Origin of the sequence: Bradyrhizobium sp. MOS001, assembly GCF_004634465.1 — a bacterium.
GTDB classification, from domain to species: Bacteria; Pseudomonadota; Alphaproteobacteria; order Rhizobiales; family Xanthobacteraceae; genus Bradyrhizobium; species Bradyrhizobium barranii.
In genome coordinates, this window is sequence record NZ_SPVJ01000009.1 from 182,152 (window position 1) to 199,888 (window position 17,737).

General features: G+C 64.1%; 16 protein-coding genes. 5 read left to right on the top strand and 11 right to left on the bottom strand.

Annotated elements, in window-relative coordinates:
- Positions 1-2: 2 nt before the first annotated feature.
- The 5 genes from CT676_RS15730 to CT676_RS15750 form a co-directional block, all read right to left on the bottom strand.
- Positions 3-647 (bottom strand): hypothetical protein, encoded by a 645-nt coding sequence (locus tag CT676_RS15730; RefSeq protein ID WP_028146918.1) that lies wholly within the window; start codon positions 645-647, stop codon positions 3-5.
- 72 nt (positions 648-719) lie between these two features.
- Positions 720-1,373 carry a DNA oxidative demethylase AlkB gene (gene alkB / locus CT676_RS15735; protein WP_085403914.1) on the bottom strand — a complete coding sequence of 218 codons (654 nt, stop codon included), beginning with the start codon at positions 1,371-1,373 and terminating at the stop codon, positions 720-722.
- A gap of 9 nt (positions 1,374-1,382) precedes the next feature.
- Positions 1,383-2,129: a 2OG-Fe(II) oxygenase gene (locus CT676_RS15740; protein WP_085403915.1), complete on the bottom strand. Its 747-nt coding sequence runs from the start codon at positions 2,127-2,129 to the stop codon at positions 1,383-1,385.
- Between the two features lie 156 nt (positions 2,130-2,285).
- Complete coding sequence (locus CT676_RS15745; protein ID WP_085403916.1) at positions 2,286-2,972, bottom strand: DUF2848 domain-containing protein; 687 nt, start codon at positions 2,970-2,972, stop codon at positions 2,286-2,288.
- Positions 2,965-4,314, bottom strand: coding sequence for an amidase (locus CT676_RS15750; RefSeq protein WP_085403917.1), 1,350 nt, complete (start codon positions 4,312-4,314; stop codon positions 2,965-2,967). Before CT676_RS15750 ends, CT676_RS15745 begins: the two co-directional genes overlap by 8 nt.
- A 193-nt stretch (positions 4,315-4,507) precedes the next feature.
- Between CT676_RS15750 and CT676_RS15755 the strand changes: the two genes are divergently transcribed.
- The 4 genes from CT676_RS15755 (at position 4,508) to CT676_RS15770 (ending at position 8,398) form a co-directional block, all read left to right on the top strand.
- The gene (locus CT676_RS15755) at positions 4,508-4,921 is read left to right on the top strand and encodes an OB-fold domain-containing protein (RefSeq protein WP_085403918.1); all 414 of its coding nucleotides are present in this window, start codon (positions 4,508-4,510) and stop codon (positions 4,919-4,921) included.
- Positions 4,922-4,924: 3 nt separating this feature from the next.
- Entirely contained in the window at positions 4,925-6,064 is a 1,140-nt protein-coding gene (locus tag CT676_RS15760; protein ID WP_085403919.1) for a thiolase, read from the top strand.
- A gap of 138 nt (positions 6,065-6,202) precedes the next feature.
- Complete coding sequence (locus CT676_RS15765; protein WP_085403920.1) at positions 6,203-7,117, top strand: SDR family oxidoreductase; 915 nt, start codon at positions 6,203-6,205, stop codon at positions 7,115-7,117.
- A gap of 114 nt (positions 7,118-7,231) precedes the next feature.
- A complete protein-coding gene (locus CT676_RS15770) occupies positions 7,232-8,398 on the top strand; it encodes an SMP-30/gluconolactonase/LRE family protein (RefSeq protein WP_085403921.1) in 1,167 nt (388 codons plus the stop codon).
- Positions 8,399-8,470: 72 nt separating this feature from the next.
- Here the strand turns inward: CT676_RS15770 and ppc are convergent, their stop codons facing one another.
- The 6 genes from ppc to CT676_RS15800 all read right to left on the bottom strand — a co-directional run bounded on the left by ppc (position 8,471) and on the right by CT676_RS15800 (position 16,455).
- Positions 8,471-11,269 (bottom strand): phosphoenolpyruvate carboxylase, encoded by a 2,799-nt coding sequence (ppc, locus tag CT676_RS15775; RefSeq protein WP_085403922.1) that lies wholly within the window; start codon positions 11,267-11,269, stop codon positions 8,471-8,473.
- A 122-nt stretch (positions 11,270-11,391) separates the two neighbouring features.
- Positions 11,392-11,796, bottom strand: coding sequence for a YccF domain-containing protein (locus CT676_RS15780; RefSeq protein WP_071915736.1), 405 nt, complete (start codon positions 11,794-11,796; stop codon positions 11,392-11,394).
- A gap of 63 nt (positions 11,797-11,859) precedes the next feature.
- Positions 11,860-12,882, bottom strand: coding sequence for a rhomboid family intramembrane serine protease (locus CT676_RS15785; protein ID WP_244623170.1), 1,023 nt, complete (start codon positions 12,880-12,882; stop codon positions 11,860-11,862).
- A gap of 144 nt (positions 12,883-13,026) precedes the next feature.
- Positions 13,027-13,821, bottom strand: a complete 795-nt coding sequence (locus tag CT676_RS15790; RefSeq protein WP_085403971.1) for an enoyl-CoA hydratase/isomerase family protein — start codon at positions 13,819-13,821, stop codon at positions 13,027-13,029.
- Positions 13,822-13,932: 111 nt separating this feature from the next.
- Complete coding sequence (locus CT676_RS15795) at positions 13,933-15,477, bottom strand: acyl-CoA synthetase (RefSeq protein ID WP_085403924.1); 1,545 nt, start codon at positions 15,475-15,477, stop codon at positions 13,933-13,935.
- A 168-nt stretch (positions 15,478-15,645) separates the two neighbouring features.
- On the bottom strand, positions 15,646-16,455 hold the full coding sequence (locus CT676_RS15800; protein ID WP_085403925.1) for a crotonase/enoyl-CoA hydratase family protein: 810 nt from the start codon (positions 16,453-16,455) through the stop codon (positions 15,646-15,648).
- A gap of 105 nt (positions 16,456-16,560) precedes the next feature.
- Here CT676_RS15800 and CT676_RS15805 point away from each other — a divergent pair, with 105 nt between their 5' ends.
- Complete coding sequence (locus CT676_RS15805) at positions 16,561-17,433, top strand: SDR family oxidoreductase (RefSeq protein WP_063986558.1); 873 nt, start codon at positions 16,561-16,563, stop codon at positions 17,431-17,433.
- Positions 17,434-17,737 lie beyond the last annotated feature (304 nt).

Sequence of the window (17,737 nt, forward strand, 5' to 3'; positions counted from 1 at the left end):
TCTCACGGGCTCTTCCCAGTCGCCGCCTCGCCCGGCGAGCCGATCATGTCATCGGCCACGCGAGAAATCAGGTCCTCGATACCGGTGGGAAAACTTATGCCGTGAGCATCCTCGTCAGCCATGTATACGATGGCGCGCTCCGGCCTGGAAGGTATCCAAAACTCGTACTTGGCGCGCCACAATACCAAATGAGCAAAAAGCGTCTGCAATCTTACTGAGAGCTCTTTGGCCTGTTGTTGTCTGCCTCCGCCTTTGAAATAATCGTCCTTCGAAAGCCAATCGATGATTTGCAAGTTCAGTGGGTACAAACAGTTGCTCGTATAATTGCGGATGACGCCATGCTCTAACTTCTGTCGGTCGTCCAAAGAGAGATATCCGTGGGCAAGAACGTTGTCATACGACCCATCTAGCTCCGGATGAGCACGAGTGATTTCGTCGCAGAGCCGCCGTGCCAGCGCGTTCTGTATAATGAAGGCCTTCCTCGTCGCCAGCAGCAGGGATAGCAGGTGAACAAGCTGAGCGCGCCGCGCAGTACGGGCCGCCCTCCATTGAAGAGCACTTTCGATCGCAAGCTTCGAGACATACCCCAAGGCTGCAATCACAGCACCGATCAGCGCCGTGCTCAGCCATCCCGGTATTTGCTGCATGGGCCCCTCGACTTTCGTACTCGGGTAGCCCCAAGTCTAGCCGATTTCCTGCGAGCAAGCACTCTGCTTGATTCACCGCGTCCTGCGGAACGTCAGATTGATCCGCTGCCGCCCGAGCAGGGCGTGCTCGCCATCGGCGAGCGGCGCGACGCCGTGATAGGCGAGTCGGCTCGGCCCGCCCCAGACCACGACGTCGCCATGGACGAGCCGGAAGCGGCGTGACTTGTCGCTGCGCGCCAGGCCGCCAAACAGGAAGGTCGCGGGCAGCCCGAGCGAGACCGAGACGATCGGGGCCGAATAGTCCAGCTCGTCCTTGTCCTGATGCAGCGACAGCCGCGTGCCGGGTTCGTAGCGATTGACGAGGCAGGCGTCGGGCGCAAAGTCGGTGAACCCGCCCTGCTCCGCCGCGCCTCGAGCCAGGTCGCGAAGCACCGTCGGCATCTGGGGCCATGGCGCGCCGGTTCGCGGATCGATCGGATCATAGCGATAGCCGGTGTGATCGGTGATCCAGCCGCGCTCGCCGCAATTGGTCATCGCCACCGACATCAGGTGGCCGCCGGGCGTGGTCATGCGGCGGAACGGCGACTGCGCCACGATCGCGCGCACGGCGGCGATCAGCTCGCTCTCGATCGGCCTGACGAATCCGCGCAGCAACACGGCGCCGTCGGCGATCTCCTCACGCGACGGCTGTGCCTCGGCGGCCGTGTCGAACAGATCACCCGTCAATCGCAGCGCTCATTTGGCATCATGGAAGATCACACCCAGCGTATGACGCTGGCCGGACCTGATCCGGCTGACGCCATGGCGGAGATTAACGCGGTAGGTGCCGCGTGTCCCCTGCACCGGGCGGTGATGCACGGCAAAGGCCACAGCGTCGCCCTGCGCCAGCGGCACGACCTCGGCGCGCGACTGCATGCGCGGGCGCTGCTCGGTCAGCACGAACTCACCGCCGGTAAAATCGCGTCCCGGCTCGGACAAGAGGATCGCGACCTGGAGCGGAAACACGTGCTCGCCATAGAGATCCTGGTGCAGGCAGTTGAAATCGCCGGTCTCGTACTGCAGCAGCAGCGGCGTCGGCCGCGCCTGGCCTGCCTCGTGGCAGCGCTTGAGGAACGCCGCATGCGCGGCTGGATAACGGATGTCGATCCCCATCGCCTCGTTCCAACGATTGGCAACGCCCTGAAGATGCGCATAGAGCGCCGGGCGGAGCTCCGCGATCAGATCGGGCAGCGGGTAGGAGAAATATTTGTACTCGCCACGGCCAAACCCGTGGCGGCCCATGACGATGCGGCTGCGGAAGCCCGCATCATCGGGATAGAGCGCGGCGATGGCGCGGCATTGGTCCGGCGTCAGCAGATCCTTCAGGACGGCGCTGCCCTGGGCATCGAGCTCGACGGTGATTTGAGGCCAGTCGAGGGCGTCGACGTGGGTGGCGAGGTCGACTGAGGGCTTAGGGGGTGATTTGCGTGCCGTTGCTGTCATGACTGCCACCTTCGCAAGACCGGCCCGCCCTTTGCCACCCGATTCCCGACTATCTCCTCGTCATTGCGAGCGCAGCGAAGCAATCCAGAGTCTTTCCGCAGGGGGATCCTGGATTGCTTCGTCGCAAGGGCTCCTCGCAATGACGGCGGAGGGGTATCAGCCTCGCACCGGCAGCGTCGTCACGTCGTACCCGTGCTTGATCGTCCGTTTCAGCACCGGATCCTCGAGCTCGAACTCGAACCGGTCCGCCGGGCGGATGCCGCCCTTGGCAGCAAAGGTGCCGCCGAACATGGCGCAGCCGTCGGGGAACTTGCCACCCTCAAAGCCGCGCGCGATGAGGTCGGCGACCGGCAGCATCGCGTCCAGCGTGCCCTCCTGGTAGAGCACGCGCTCGCCCTTGATGGTGGCGTAGGAGCGCAGGATCATCCTGTCCCAATGACCGATGACGTCCTCGAGCTCCCAGAGCGTGGATGCGACCGGCTTGTCGCACATCTGCTTGGAGACCGTGACGTTGTAGGCCTCGACCTTGCGGTCGGTATGGTCGGAGCCGCAGCCGACGAAGATGCGGCCCTGCCAGCCGATCAGCACGAATTCGACCTCGCCGGAGGAATCGCCGCCACAGCATTCGATGCCGTCTTCCTGGGTCAGCCGGCGCGCCGAGGCGCGGTAGTAGATCGGCGTCGAGGCCGGCGGGGCGATGCCCATCTCTTGCAGCTCGGCGATGTGCTTGTCGCGCGCGACGGGATCGCGGCCGGTCCAGCCCGCAATGACCATCTGGTCGATCGCCAATGTCAGCGGCGTGGTGGTGTCCTGGGCGTCAACGGTGAAAGTCAGGTCAAACACGAATTACGGCCTCCATGCCGGCAGCAAGCTCGAAAATACGACGGTCAGATCCGCCCGCGCCCGCCAGCATCAGGCCGACAGGAACGTCACCCTCGCGATGCGCGGGCAGCGAGATGGCGCAGCCGTCGATCATGTTGATGAGGGTGCAATTGCGCAGCGCCCGCAGGTTTTCCCTGGTGAACGCCTTGTCATCGGCGAGATCGGAAATCTTCGGCGGCGTGTTGGCGGTGGTGGGCAGCACCAGCGCGTCATAGGGCGCGACGCGCGCATTGACGCGCACGATCAGCGAGCGGCGCTCGTTGAGGAGATCGATGTAATCGGCAGCGCTCTGCGCCTCGCCGCGCATGATGCGCACGGAGACCCTGGGGTCGTAGACGTCGCCCTTGGCCGTAATGAGGTAGCGATGCCAGGCATAGCTTTCGGACGCCGCAAAGCCGCCCTTGGCGTTCATCGGGCCGATGTCGTGAAATTCGGCCATCTCGATCCGCTCGATGATCGCACCGTGATCGGCGAGGCTCTTGAGCGCGCGCTCGAACGTCGAGGCCACGTCCGCATCGAGATCGTCGAGCGCAATCGTGGTCGGCACTGCGAGCCGCATGCCCTTTACCGGCCGCGGCTTCAGCGGGACGATCGGCTCGTTCGCGAGCACGGCATCGAGAATGGCACAGCAGCTGACCGACCGCGCCAGCGGCCCGATGCTGTCGAGCGAGAAGGACAGCGGCACGGAGCCGTCCAGCGGCACGCGGCGCTGCGTCGGCTTGTAGCCGACGATGCCGTTGAAGGCGGCCGGAATCCGGCAGGAGCCGCCGGTGTCGGTGCCGAGCGCGCCATGCGCCATGCCGTCGAGCACGGACACCGCGGCGCCCGAGGACGAGCCGCCGGGCACGTGTCCCTCGGCTCGGTTCCAGGCGCCCTTCGGCGTGCCGTAATGCGGATTGATGCCGATGCCGGAATAGGCGAACTCGGTCATGTTGGTCCGCCCGATCACGACGAAGCCGGCCTTGCGCAGCCGCGCCACCGTCGCGGCGTCCTGATCGGCCGGCGCAGAATCGTCGAGCGCGCGGGAGCCGGCGCGCGTGACCTGGCCCTTGATGTCGAAGAGATCCTTGATCGAGACCGGGATACCGGCATAGCGCGACGGCGCCGCCTTGGCCTTGCGCAAGCCGTCCATCGCATCCGCGGTTGCGAGCGCGGCGTCCTTGTCGACGTGGATGAATGTGCGTTGGCCCTCGCCGGCCGGGTCGGCGATCCTGGCGAGGCATGCCTCGACCAGCTTGCGGGAGGTCGTGCGGCCGCTTTCGAGGTCGTCGGCGAGTTTCGCCAGTGTCGGAAAATCGGGCATGTCTGTCTCACGGAATATTGCGCGCGCAATCTATAGCGCCGCCTCGGTTCGACACAAGCATTGTGCGCATGATGGCATGCATGCGCATTGCTGGACCGTTGACGCGCGATGGTCGATTGTCGCATCAAGATCGAAACAGCCAGGCGTGAAGCCCAGGCATTAGCAAGAATTGCCTTTGGGAGGGTTTTCCGACATGGCCGAACCGCAGCGCGCGCGCCCGAAACCGACGCCGGAGACCCAGCATTTCTGGGACGGCACGAAAGCGGGCGAATTGCGTTTGCAGCGCTGCGACGCCTGCGCGCATGTCTATTTCCCGCCGCGCCCGTTCTGCCCGTCCTGCGCCTCGCGCAAGGTCAGCATCTTCAAGGCGAGTGGCAACGGTTTCCTCTACAGCTACGTGATCAATCATCGTCCCGCCGCTCCCGGCTTCACACCGCCTTATGCGATCGCGGTGGTCGAGCTTGCCGAAGGACCGCGGATGATGAGCAACATCATCGACTGTCCGCAGACGCCGGAGGCGCTGGAGCTCGACATGAAGCTCGAAGTCGCCTTCCAGGCGCTCGACGACAAGATCACCCTCCCCGTGTTCCGTCCGGCGAAGGGATAGGCCATGCGCAGCAACCAGGTTGCCGTCGTCGGCGCGGCCGAGACCACCGAGCTCGGTGTCATCCCCAATATGTCGCAGCTCCAGCTCCACGCGGATGCGGCGCTCAACGCCATCGCGGATGCCGGGCTGAAACTCTCCGACATCGACGGCTTTGCCACCGCGGTCGAAACGCCGCAGCAGGTCTGCCATTATCTCGGCATCAAGCCTACCTGGGTGGACGGCACCTCGGTCGGCGGCTGCTCCTTCATGCTGCATGTTCGCCATGCCGCCGCGGCGATCGAGGCCGGTCTCTGCAAGACCGTGCTGATCACCCATGCCGAGAGCGGCAAGTCGATGATCGGCAAGGCGCCGCGCTCGATCCCCGCCGACAGCCTGCAAGGACAGTTCGAGGCGCCCTACGGCATCTACGGGCCACCCAGCATGTTCCCGATCCCCGTGCTGCGCTTCATGAAGACCTACGGCATCACGCATGAGCAGCTCGCCTCGGTGGCGGTGGTGCAGCGGGAATGGGCGGCCAAAAATCCCCGCGCGATGATGAAGGACCCGATCACGGTCGCTGATGTCCTCAACTCGCGCATGATCGCCTATCCGTTCCGGCTGCTCCAGTGCTGCCTCGTCACTGACGGCGGCGGCGCGCTGATCCTGACCTCGGCCGACCGCGCCAAGGATTTTCCGAGGAAGCCCGTCTACATCATGGGCACCGGCGAGAGCGTGGAGACGCCGATGGTCAGCCAGATGGAAACGTTCAACTCCTCGCGCGCGTTCAAGACTGCCGGCCCCCTCGCCTTTAAGGAAGCCGGCATCGCGCACCGGGATGTCGACCATCTCATGATCTACGATGCGTTTGCGCATCTGCCGCTGTTCGGCCTTGGCGACCTCGGCTTCATGCCGCACGAGGAAACCGGCCAATTCATCGCGGATGGCAACACGCGCCCCGGCGGCAAGCTGCCGCTCAACACCAATGGTGGCGGCCTGTCCTACATGCATTCGGGCATGTACGGCATGTACGCACTCCAGGAGAGCGTACGCCAGATGCGCGGGATTGCCCCGGCCCAGGTGCCGAATGCGAAGATTTCGGTGTGCCACGGCGTCGGCGGCATGTTCGCGGCATCAGGCACGATCGTGTTTACGAACGAGAGGTAACGACTGTCATTCCGGGGCGTCGCGTCAGCGACGAGCCCGGAATCCATAACCACGATCGGGAGTATGGATTCCGGGCCTGCGCCTTGCGGCGCATCCCGGAATGACGGCGGAAATTGGAACGGCTAGCGGAGAACCCACATGAGCAAATCACTTCAAGACAAGGTCATCATCGTCACCGGCGCGGGCCGCGGCATCGGGCGCGAGATCGCGCTGCTCTGCGCGGCGGAGGGCGCCAAGGTCGTCGTCAACGACCCCGGTGTTGCCGCCGACGGCGCCGGTTCCAGCGCTTCGCCCGCCGAGGAGGTGGTCGACGAGATCAAGAAGCGCGGCGGCATCGCGGTGCCCAATTTCGAGTCGGTGGCGGAGGCTGTCCCCGCCAGCAAGATCGTGAAGACCGCGACCGATCATTTCGGCAAGCTCGACGGCGTCGTCAACAATGCCGGCATCTTGCGTGACATGATCTTCCACAAGATGAGCGTGGAAGCGTTCGAGGCCGTCATCAAGGTTCACCTGATGGGCTCGTTCTACGTCAGCCACGCCGCGGCGCGGATCTTTCGCGAGCAGGAGAGCGGCTCCTTCGTGCACTTCACCTCGACCTCCGGCCTGATCGGCAATTTTGGCCAAGCCAACTACGCCGCGGCCAAGCTCGGCATCATCGGCCTGTCAAAGTCGATCGCGCTCGACATGGGCCGCTTCAACGTCCGCTCCAACTGCGTCTCGCCGTTCGCCTGGACCCGCATGATCGGCACCATCCCGACCGAGACCGAAGCCGAGAAGGCGCGCGTCGAGAAGATCAAGCAAATGGGACCGGAGAAGATCGCGCCGATCTGCGCCTATCTGCTCTCCGATGCCGCCAAGGACGTCTCCGGGCAGATCTTCGGCGCACGCATGAACGAGCTGTTCCTGTTCAGCCAGAACCGCCCGCTGCGCTCGGTTCATCGCAGCGAGGGCTGGACGCCGCAAACGATCGCGGAACACGGCATGCCGGCACTGAAGGGCTCGTTCTACAAGCTCGACCGTTCGGCCGACATCTTCCCCTGGGATCCCGTCTAGCCGTTCTCCCAGCTATTGTTGCATTGCGATCTCCGGTTGTCCGGCCGGAGATCGCCCGCATTACGCCCGATTGCGGGCGAATGGTTTCCTTCCAACAAAAAACGGGAGGCGACTATGACAAAATCACTGACCAATTCTGCCGATACTGACGAGCCTTGCCTCGGGCGCCGCACCCTCTTGAAGGGCGCGGCGGCTGCAGTAGCCGCGACGGGCGTCACCATGAACGCAGCCCTGGCGGCCTCCGTCACGCCGTTCGGCCAGACCGGCACTCCGACGATATCGACGGCCCCGTTGCCCTTGGGACCGCTTCCCGGCAGCCGCTACCCGGACTCCCGTCTGGAATCCGCGAAGAAGGGGCCGCCAACGTTCGGGCCTGCCGACTTCCCGGCCTTCGCCGGCACCATGGCGGTCGAGCGTGTTGCAACCGGCTTCCGATGGGCCGAAGGTCCCGTGTATTTTGCAGCCGGACGATATCTGCTGTTCAGCGACATCCCCAACAATCGCATCATGCGCTTCTCGGAGGATGACGGTCATACCAGCGTCTACCGTCAACCCTCGATGAACTCGAACGGCAACACGATCGATCGCGAAGGACGCCTGATCACGTGCGAGCATAGCGGGCGGCGTGTGACGCGCACCGAACTCGACGGCTCGATCACCATTATTGCCGACAAATTCAATGGCAAACGACTGAACTCGCCGAACGATGCGGTCGTTACCGCCGATGGCGCGATCTGGTTCACCGATCCGGCCTACGGCATCGGTGGCTTCTATGAGGGCATCAAGGCCGACCCCGAGCAGGAGAAGAAGAACGTCTACCGCGTCGACCCGAAAACCGGCGACGTCAAGGTCGTCATCGACGATTTTGTGGAGCCCAACGGGATCACCATCTCGCCCGACGAGAAGAAGCTCTACATCTGCGAGACCGGGTTCACGGACGGACCGGACAACCCATCGCATATCCGCGTGTTCGACCTCGACGTGGCGGCGGGGAAAGTGTCGAACAGCAAGGTCTTCGCCGAGATGCCAAAGCCAAGCATCACCGACGGCGTCCGCTGTGACACCGAAGGACGGGTCTGGTGTTCGGTGGGCTGGGGCGATCCGAACGAAGACGGCGTGCGCTGCTATACGGCCAACGGCCAACTGCTTGGCAAAATTCACATCCCGGAAACCGTCGCCAACCTGAGCTTCGGCGGGCAGCAGCGAAACAGACTCTATATCTGTGGCTCGACATCGCTCTATGCTGTGTACACCGGTGTGCAGGGCGCACTAAAGCCGTGAACATCAACGAATAGCGAATGGTGAGTAGCGAATAGTCGGCAGCGGCACGCCTTCTGTTCGCTACTCGCCCTACTACCCCGTATTCCGCAATCCGGCCGAAATGCCGTTGATCGTGAGCTGAATCCCGCGCAGCACCTGCTCGTCCGGGTTCTGCGCGCGATGCTCCTTGAGCAGCTCGACCTGCACGTGGTTGAGCGGATCGAGATAGGGGAAGCGGTGGCGCACCGAGCGCTCCAGCAGCGGGTTGCCCTGGAGCAGCCGGTCCTGGCCCATGATGTCGAGCAGCGTCTCGATGCAGGAATGCCATTCGCGGCGGATCCGGCCGAAGATTTTTTCGCGCAAGGCTTCGTCCGGCACGAGCTCGGCATAGCGCGAGGCGATCGCGATCGAGCTTTTCGCCAGCACCATGTCCATGTTCGACAGCAGCATGCGGAAGAACGGCCATTCCCTGTAGAGCTCCTTCAGGAACGGCATGCCCTTGTCGGGATGCTCCGCGATCCACTGCTCGACCGCGCTGCCAAAGCCGTACCAGCCGGGCAGCATCAGGCGGCACTGCGCCCAGGAGAACACCCACGGAATGGCGCGCAGATCCTCGATCGCCCGAGTCTTCTTGCGCGAGGCGGGACGGCTGCCGATGTTCAGCGTCGCGATCTCGTTGATGACGGTGGAGGCCCAGAAGTAATCGACGAAACCGTCGGTCTCGTAGACGAGGCCGCGATAGGCCTTGAAAGCCAAATTTGAAAGCTCGTCCATCGCGGTGAGATATTCGCGGCGCGGCGCGCTCTGGCGCGGATGCAGCAGGCTCGCCTCCAGCGTCGCGGCAGCGAGGATCTCCAGATTGTTGCGGCCGACTTCGGCGTTGGAATATTTCGACGAGATGATCTCGCCCTGCTCGGTGATGCGGATCTGCCCGTTCACCGCGCCGCCGGGCTGGGCGATGATGGCGTCATAGCTCGGGCCGCCGCCGCGGCCGACCGAGCCGCCGCGACCGTGGAACAGGCGCAGTCGCACGCTGTGGCGCTCGAACACGTCGACGAGGCCGATTTCGGCCTTGTAGAGCTCCCAGCCCGAGGTGACGAAGCCGCCATCCTTGTTCGAGTCGGAATAGCCGAGCATGACCTCCTGCACGCTGCCGCGGCTGTCGACGAGGCGGCGGTAATCGTGCAGCGACAGCATGCGATCCATGATGGCGCTGGAGGCCTGCAAATCCTCGATGGTTTCGAACAGCGGCACAATGTTGATGGCGCTGCGCCCGGAGGGATGAACGAGGCCGACCTCCTTGAGCAGCACGGCCACCTCGAGCATGTCGGACATGCCCTTGCACATCGAGATGATGCATTGGGGAATGGCGTCCGAGCCGAACTTCGCATGCGCCTCCGCGGCGGAATGGAAGACGTTGAGCTCGCCCATGGTCTCGTCGCTGTATTTGACGAATGGCGAGACCAGCGAGCGCGTGCTGCGCAATTCATTGGTGAGCAGCGAGATGCGCGCGTCCTCGCCCAGCGCGAGATAGGACATGCCGGGATTGGCGGCGTCCATCAGCTCGGCGATGGTACGTTCGTGCACAGCAGAATTCTGGCGGATGTCGAGCCGCGCCAGATGGAAGCCGAAGCAATCCACCGCACGCCGCAGCAGCCGCAGCCGGCCGCGGGCGATGACGCGGGCATTGTTGGAGATCAGCGAACGGTGCAGCACATCGAGATCGGCCTGCAGCTCCCTGACGGTCTCGTAGGGCCTGCCCTTGCCGACCGGCCGGCGCGTGATCTCGACCTCGAGCTTTTCGGCCGTCGCCGTCAGGCGCGCATAGATGCCGGAGACCGCGAGACGATAAGGCTCGCCGCTCCGGTGCGGCGAGGTGTCGGGCGAGCGTTCCGCCAGCGTCCGCAGCTCCTCGGAGACGTCGGCGAGGTGCGCCGCGATCGACAGCTCCGAGCCGAGCACATGCAGCTCGTTGAGATAGAATTGCATCACCCGGCTCGACTGCAGCCGCAGCGTCCCGCGCATCACGTCGGCGGTGACGAAGGGATTGCCGTCGCGGTCGCCGCCGATCCAGCTGCCCATGCGCAGGAACGAGGCGAGCTCGCTTGCAGCCGCCTCGCCAGCCTCCTCCAGTCGGTCTTCGAGCACGTTGACCAGCCGCGGCACCTCGCGCAGGAAGGTGTAATCGTAGAACGACAGGCCGTTGGCGACCTCGTCGAGCACGGTGAGCTTGGTCCGGCGCAAGAGATTGGTCTGCCACAGCGTCAGCACCTCGCGGCGAAGCTGCTCGTCGCTGGCAGCGGCCTCGTCCGCGGTGAGCGCTACACGCTCGCGGCGGTCCAGCAGGCTGGCGACCTCCATCTCGCGGTCCATGGTGCTCTTGCGGCGGACCTCGGTCGGGTGCGCGGTCAGGACCGGGCTGACCAGCGCGGTCTTGAAGAAATTGCGCAGCACATCGGAGCTGATCCCGGCGTCCCTGGCATGGGCCAGCGTCTCCGCCAGCACGCCGGAACCAGAGCTCTGGGCGGCACTGCGGGCGCGCATCTGGCGAATGTTGTTCTGGTCCTCGGCGATGTTGGCGAGGTGGGAGAAATAGCTGAAGGCGCGGACGATCCGCACCGTCTCGGAGGTCGACATGCTGTCGAGGATCTGCTCGAGCTCGCGACGGGCGAGCCGGTCCTCGTCGCGGTGGAACCGGATCGAGGTCTGGCGAATGCGCTCGACCAGGTCGAACAACTCAGCACCTTCCTGGTCGCGCACGGTGTCGCCCAGGATACGCCCGAGCAGGCGGATGTCGTCACGCAGCCGCGCATCTGCCTCCAGCGCCTGGGCGTCCTCAGCGCGGTTCGCGCGGTTGTCGATGGCGTCGGGTGGCACGGTCTGGAGGGACATGGCTCGCTTCCTTGTTCGAGCTCGCTTCGCTGCCCGGCTCCGCCGAGTGTGCAAGTTTTTTGCCGCAGCGCAAGATGAAGTTGGGGGCGGCGCACACTGAAAGGGGCGATCACTCCTTGCGGCTAGGCCGGCACGATCACCTTGCCGATCGGCCAGAGCGCGATCCCCGCGAGCTTCAGATGGGCCCAGGCAAAGGGAATGCCGATGATGGTGACGGCGAAGATCACGGCTGTCAGCACGTGGCCGAGTGCCAGCCACCAGCCGGCCAGCACGAACCAGATAATGTTCCCGATCACCCCGAGCGGGCCGGTGCCGATATCGCCCATACCGGTGACCTCGTCGCGGTTGACCGCGCGCGAGCCGAACGGCAGCAGGGCGTAGACCGCGATGTTGAACGCCGCCCGCGCCCAGGGAAGGCCGATGATGGTAATGGCCATGATGACGGAAGCCACCAGCCAGCCGAATGCCATCCAGGCACCGCCGATGAGAATCCAGATCACGTTGAGCAGAATGGAAACGGGGGCCATTAGATTTAGGAACCTTGGGATGATCCGGGGTCAATGAGCCCTCTTATAGCACGACCTCCGCGGTCATAGTCCATGACGCCGGCTGCGTTCGGCACGCAGCGATGTGCCGACAAATCCGACATCCTCGATCCCGCGCGAAATTTCCCTTGCGCAGAGCCACAGCGTCACCGCGGCGGCACCGATCGCGGCCAGCCCCGAGATCAGAACAGGATTGGGACAGAATATGACGAGAAGATTATCGAGTGGAGCGGACCCGGTTGGCCAGCGCGGACTGCAAGAAGATGCCAGAGCCAAACCGCACAGCAGGACGGTGACAGCATTCGCTCCAGCCAGGGCGACCACGACGATCGCAAGACCCTTCTTCATGGAGAGGACGAGATCAACCACCTTCACGACCGCACAGCATGCGACCACGACAACGATGGCCAGGCCCCATCCGGAAATCCCGGCGGCGATGGCCTGACCGCTCCAAGCCCACGCAGCAGCAACACAGGCCAACAGAGTGAGATTGACCTTCACGGCTTCGGGAAATTTGCAACGAAGCGCGTAAGGATTCGCCTTCTCGATGAGGTCCAGCAATGCGCAGGCGATCAATCCGGCCGCAAAGCCGCCGAGATGGACGCCCCAGTCGATCCGCGAATTGCCGAGCGCAAACGCGATGTTCAATCCGATGTTGATGGCGAAGAAGTCGAACCTGACGTCGAGCTTGCCGAGGATCCACAGGCAGAGCAGCGCACCCAAAATGCCCGACGTGGCGCCGGACGCGCCGACGGTCAAATAGGGCGTGGAATGGATGCCATTGCCGATGACGGCGCCGAACACCATCGCGCAGAGATAGATGATGAGGAAATAGGCCGGTCCCACTCGCCGCTCGAGATGTCCGCCCCACAGCACGAGGCACAACATGTTCATGGTGAGGTGGACGAAGTTGACATGCAGGAAGCCATAGGCGAGCAGGCGCCAGTACTCATGCCGCGCGATTGCGCCCGAATACATGCCGCCATAGCGATACAGCAACTCTGCCGGCGCCGCCGGACTGCCTGCCTGGATGAAGCAGAATCCCGACGCCAGGACGGTCACCGTCATTAGCGCGTAAAGGGCCGCATGAGGAACTTCGAAGAAGCTGGCGCGGTATGAGGGCATCGGCGATCGCAAGCGGTTGGCGTGGGAACGTCAACCTAGCCGAGCCGATTACTGATTGCTACTCCAGCGTGCGCGATCAGGCGGCGCCTACCGCCCCTCGAACTTCGGCTCACGCTTCTCCATGAACGCCTTCATGCCCTCGGCCATGTCCTGTGTCTTGAACAGCGGCAGAAGCTGGAGGTAGACGTGGTGAACGTGATCGGAGAAGTTCTCGTTGAGGCCCATCCGCATCATGCGCTTGGAGGCCTGCACCGCGAGCGGCGCGTTGGCTGCGATTTCGCGGGCGATGGCGCGGGCGCGGCCCATCAAGTCGGCATCCGGCACGACCTCGTTGGCGAGGCCCCATTCCAGACACTCGCGGGCGCTGAGCGTCCGGCCGGTGAAGATCAGCTCGGAAGCCTTGGCCCAGCCGAGCATCCGAGGCAGCAGCCAGGTGCCGCCGGATTCCGGCACGACGCCGCGCTTGACGAAGGCCGCCGCAAGCTTCGAGGACTCCGCCATGATGCGGATATCGCAGCCGAGCGCGGTGTCCATGCCGTAACCAGCGGCGCCGCCGTTGACGGCGCAGATGGTCGGCTTGTCCATCGCCTGAAGCACGGTCGGCGGCGTGTTGCGCAGATTGATCGTGGTCGGCGAAGACGCGGCGCTGAGGCCATTGCCGTCGCGCTCCTTGCGCAAATCGAGGCCGGCGCAGAATGCCCGCCCCTTGCCGGTGAGGATCACGACCCGGACGTTGCGGTCCTCATTGGCCTCGGTCAGCAGCCGCGCCAGATCGTTCAGCATCGGGCCGGAGATCGTGTTCATGCGCTCCGGCGCATTCAGCGTGATCACCGCGATGTGGTCGGCGACCTCATAGAGGACTTCGTTTGCGGCGTCGGTCATGATCATTCGTTCCTGTGTTCGTAGCCCGGATGGAGCGAAGCGAAATCCGGGGTCTTTCTGACGCGAGCACCGCCCCGGATTGCGCTTCGCTCCATCCGGGCTACAAGGCTTTCAAATCTTCCGCCCCGCCTGCTCCCAATAGGGATCACGCAGGCGGCGCTTGAATATTTTTCCGGAGTCTTCGCGCGGCAGGCTCGTGCGGATCTCGATGTGCTTGGGCACCTTGTAGTCGGCGAGCGAGCCCTTGAGCCGGGTGCGGATATCGCCGGCATCGAGCGTGACACCTGGTTGCGGCTCGACCACCGCCATCAGCGCCTCGCCGAACTCGGCATCGGGGATGCCGAACACGGCGCAATCATGCACGCCGGGCACGGCGTGGAGCACGGATTCGATCTCGGCCGGATAGATGTTGACGCCGCCTGAGATCACCATGTCGCGCTTGCGGTCGCAGATGAAGACGTAGCCGTCCTCGTCGATATAGCCGACGTCGCCGGAGGTGATGAAGCCGTCGCGGTCGATCTCGGCGCGCTTCTCCGGCTTGTTGTGGTAAGTGAAGTCAGCCATTTCGGCCATGCGGGAATAGATCTCGCCGATCTCGCCCACGCCCAGCACGCGGCCGTCGTCGCCGATGAAGCGCAGCTCGGCGCCCGGCGAAATCCTGCCGACGGTGCCGGGCTTTTTGAGCGCATCCTCGGGGGTCGCGAAGGTGACGGCGCTGGATTCAGTCGAGCCGTAGAATTCGTAGATCACCGGCCCCCACCACTCGATCATCGCGCGCTTGACGTCGGCCGGACATGGCGCGGCGGCGTGGATGATGTGGCGGAGCGAGGAGACATCATACTTCCTGCGCACCGCCTCAGGCAGCTTCATCAGGCGAATGAACATGGTCGGGACCATGAAGATGGTGTCGATCTTGTATCGTTCGATCAGGTCCAGAAATTCTTCGGCCTCGAACCGTGGCATCAGCACCAGTGCGCCGCCGAGCTTGCCGGCGCGGATGCCGAACGAGTTCGGCGCGGAGTGATAGAGCGGGCCCGGCAGGATCGCGCGGGCGCCGGGCTTGAGCCCATAGATCATCGCACGCATGCGCTCGCCGGCCGCCGCCTGTTCCGGCGTGGGCGCATTGCGCCGCACGCCCTTTGGATGGCCGGTCGTCCCTGACGTGTAGATCATGTTCATGGGCTGCGGCACGACCGGGCCGTCGTAGGGCGGGTACTGTGCGAGCCAGGATTCGAAATCGATCGCGAAGTCCGGCGTCTTCAGGTGATCGGGGTCGATCTTGTAGTTGGACAGGATCTCCAGCGGGGTCGGCACGCTGAGCACGGTGACGCCTTTCGGAATGGCATCGCGCAGGGCGTGCAGCATGTCGGCATGTCCAATCAGCACGGACGTGCCGGTATCCCCGAGGATGTAGTTGATCTCCTCCGGCTTGAAGTGCCAGTTGATCGGCACGCCATAGGCCCCGAGCCGCATCGCGGCGTAGGCGGCTTCGAGGAAGGCGATATCGTTGCGCATCAGCATGCAGACGCAATCGCCCTGCTTGACGCCGATTTTGGCGAGGCCGCTCGCGATGCGATCAGCGCGGTTGGCGACTTCGGCATGGGTGCGGCGGCGCTCGCCGGAGACGATGCCGAGGAATGGGGACGTTTCGCTCATTTTTGTTTTTCTTTGTTGTTTAGCGACGTTGCCAGTTAGTCGTCATCACCGGGCTTGTCCCGGTGATCCACGTTCTTGCTTGCCGCTTCTGACCAAGAACGTGGATGGCCGGGACATCTAGCGCGAAGACGCGCTTCGCGCTTCTGCCCGGCCATGACGGAGAGCCTGTCAGTCTACATACCTCGCCTCGCGCTTCTCCAGATTGGAGCGCACCGCTTCGGTCTGGTTCGCACTGCCGATCAGCTTCTGCTGCTCGACCGACTCGGCGAGCAGCGCCGGGCCCGGATCGACCGAGAGATTGTTGAGCAGGCGCTTGGCGGCGCGGATCGCATCGGGGCTCTTGCCGGCGATTTCGCGCGCGACTTCGAGAGCCGTGGCGCGCGGGTCGTCGCAGATGCGCGTCGCGAGGCCGTAGCTCATCGCCTCCTGTGCGGAGAAGATGCGGCCGGTGTAGGTGAGATCGCGCAGGATGTCGTCGCGCACGAGCGAGGCCAGGATCGGCGTGCCGGCCATGTCGGGCACGAGGCCCCATTTGATCTCCATCACCGACATCCGCGCATCCGGTGAGAGAAAGCGCATGTCGGCACCGAGCGAGAGCTGGAACCCACCGCCGAAAGCGACGCCGTGCACGGCCGCGATCACGGGAACCGGAAGCTGGCGCCAGCCCCATACCGCCTGTTGCGGAAAGTTCGCCTGGCCATGCGTACGTTTGGTGAGATCGCGATTTTCGCCACCCGGAATTCCGTTGCCGCCTGTCTCCTTCATGGCGGCAAAACGCCCCATGTCGAGACCGGCGCAGAAGGCGCGGCCTTCGCCCGAGAGCACGACGACACGCACGCCCTTTTCCTTCGAAAGCCGGTCGGTTGCGGCAACAAGGGCTTCGAACATCGCCTGATCGAGCGCATTCATCTTGTCCGCGCGCACCAGGCGCACGTCGGCGACGCCTTCCGAGATCGAGATCGAGACGCGCTCTTCCATGGATGAATTCTCCCCTGTTCTTGTTCAGTGCCGCTTTACAGGAAGCCGGCGGCCGGATTTAGTCAATCGACCAATTAACTGACAATGCCTGCGGAGGAAACAGCCATGTTCAAGGAAAATCTTCTGGCCGGCCGGAACATCCTTGTCACCGGTGGCGGCACCGGGCTCGGCAAGTCGATGGCGGCGCGCTTCCTCCAGCTTGGAGCAGAGGTGCACATCTGCGGCCGGCGCAAGATCGTGTGCGACGAGACCGCGACCGAGCTGATGGCTGAGTATGGTGGCCGCGTCACCAGCCACGGCGTCGACATCCGCAACGCGCTCGCGGTCGAAGAGATGATCGAGACCATCTTTCGTGACGCTCCCCTCACCGATCTCATCAACAACGCGGCCGGCAATTTCATCTCGCGCAGCGAAGAGCTCTCGCCCCGCGGCTTCGATGCCGTCGCCAACATCGTGATGCACGGCACGTTCTATGTGACCCATGCGGTCGGCAAGCGCTGGATCGCCTTGAAGCAGCCCGGCAATGTCGTTTCCATCACCACGACCTGGGTGCGCAACGGCTCGCCTTACGTGGTGCCGTCCGCGATGAGCAAGTCGGCGATCCACGCCATGACGATGTCGCTCGCGACCGAATGGGGCCGCTACGGCATCCGCCTCAACACGATCGCGCCGGGCGAGATCCCGACCGAGGGCATGAGCAAGCGCATCAAGCCCGGCGACGAAGCCGGCGCGCGCACCAAGGCGATGAACCCGATGGGCCGCGTCGGCACCATGGAGGAATTGCAGAACCTCGCGGTGTTCCTGATCTCCGGCGGCTGCGACTGGATCAGCGGCGAGACCATCGCGATGGACGGCGCGCAGGCGCTGGCGATGGGCGGCAATTTCTACCAGCTCCGCGACTGGAGCGACGACGACTGGAAAACCGCGCGCGAGAGCATCATGGCGCAGAACGAGAAGGACCGGGCGAAGCGGGGGTGATGCACCCACCGCTGTCGTCCCGGGGCGCGCATAGCGCGAGCCCGGGACCCATAACCCCAGGATGAGGTTTGGCGAAGACTCACAACCCGATCTCGCGCCACACTCCTCCCTGTGGCTTTGGGTCCCTGTGTCTTGGAAGCCTGTCATGATGGAGTGGGCGGGAAGCCGTTGGGTCCTTGGCGCTTGACGCCGTGATCCGGCCCGGTCTCCCGCCCGTTCCATCTATCAACCTGAACAGTTGCACGAGGCTGCGGCAACAGACCTCGCATCACAGGGACAGGCACCGTGATCATACCCCTTCGTT

Excerpts from the sequence above, each read along its gene's own strand:
- CT676_RS15780 (WP_071915736.1), bottom strand. The coding sequence starts at position 11,796 with ATGGCCCCCGTTTCCATTCTGCTCAACGTGATCTGGATTCTCATCGGC.
- CT676_RS15730 (WP_028146918.1), bottom strand. The coding sequence starts at position 647 with ATGCAGCAAATACCGGGATGGCTGAGCACGGCGCTGATCGGTGCTGTG.
- CT676_RS15750 (WP_085403917.1), bottom strand. The coding sequence starts at position 4,314 with ATGCCCGATTTTCCGACACTGGCGAAACTCGCCGACGACCTCGAAAGC.
- CT676_RS15760 (WP_085403919.1), top strand. The coding sequence starts at position 4,925 with ATGCGCAGCAACCAGGTTGCCGTCGTCGGCGCGGCCGAGACCACCGAG.
- CT676_RS15785 (WP_244623170.1), bottom strand. The coding sequence starts at position 12,882 with ATGACGGTGACCGTCCTGGCGTCGGGATTCTGCTTCATCCAGGCAGGC.
- CT676_RS15740 (WP_085403915.1), bottom strand. The coding sequence starts at position 2,129 with ATGACAGCAACGGCACGCAAATCACCCCCTAAGCCCTCAGTCGACCTC.
- CT676_RS15800 (WP_085403925.1), bottom strand. The coding sequence starts at position 16,455 with ATGGAAGAGCGCGTCTCGATCTCGATCTCGGAAGGCGTCGCCGACGTG.
- CT676_RS15805 (WP_063986558.1), top strand. The coding sequence starts at position 16,561 with ATGTTCAAGGAAAATCTTCTGGCCGGCCGGAACATCCTTGTCACCGGT.
- CT676_RS15795 (WP_085403924.1), bottom strand. The coding sequence starts at position 15,477 with ATGAGCGAAACGTCCCCATTCCTCGGCATCGTCTCCGGCGAGCGCCGC.
- CT676_RS15755 (WP_085403918.1), top strand. The coding sequence starts at position 4,508 with ATGGCCGAACCGCAGCGCGCGCGCCCGAAACCGACGCCGGAGACCCAG.
- CT676_RS15765 (WP_085403920.1), top strand. The coding sequence starts at position 6,203 with ATGAGCAAATCACTTCAAGACAAGGTCATCATCGTCACCGGCGCGGGC.
- ppc (WP_085403922.1), bottom strand. The coding sequence starts at position 11,269 with ATGTCCCTCCAGACCGTGCCACCCGACGCCATCGACAACCGCGCGAAC.
- CT676_RS15790 (WP_085403971.1), bottom strand. The coding sequence starts at position 13,821 with ATGACCGACGCCGCAAACGAAGTCCTCTATGAGGTCGCCGACCACATC.
- CT676_RS15770 (WP_085403921.1), top strand. The coding sequence starts at position 7,232 with ATGACAAAATCACTGACCAATTCTGCCGATACTGACGAGCCTTGCCTC.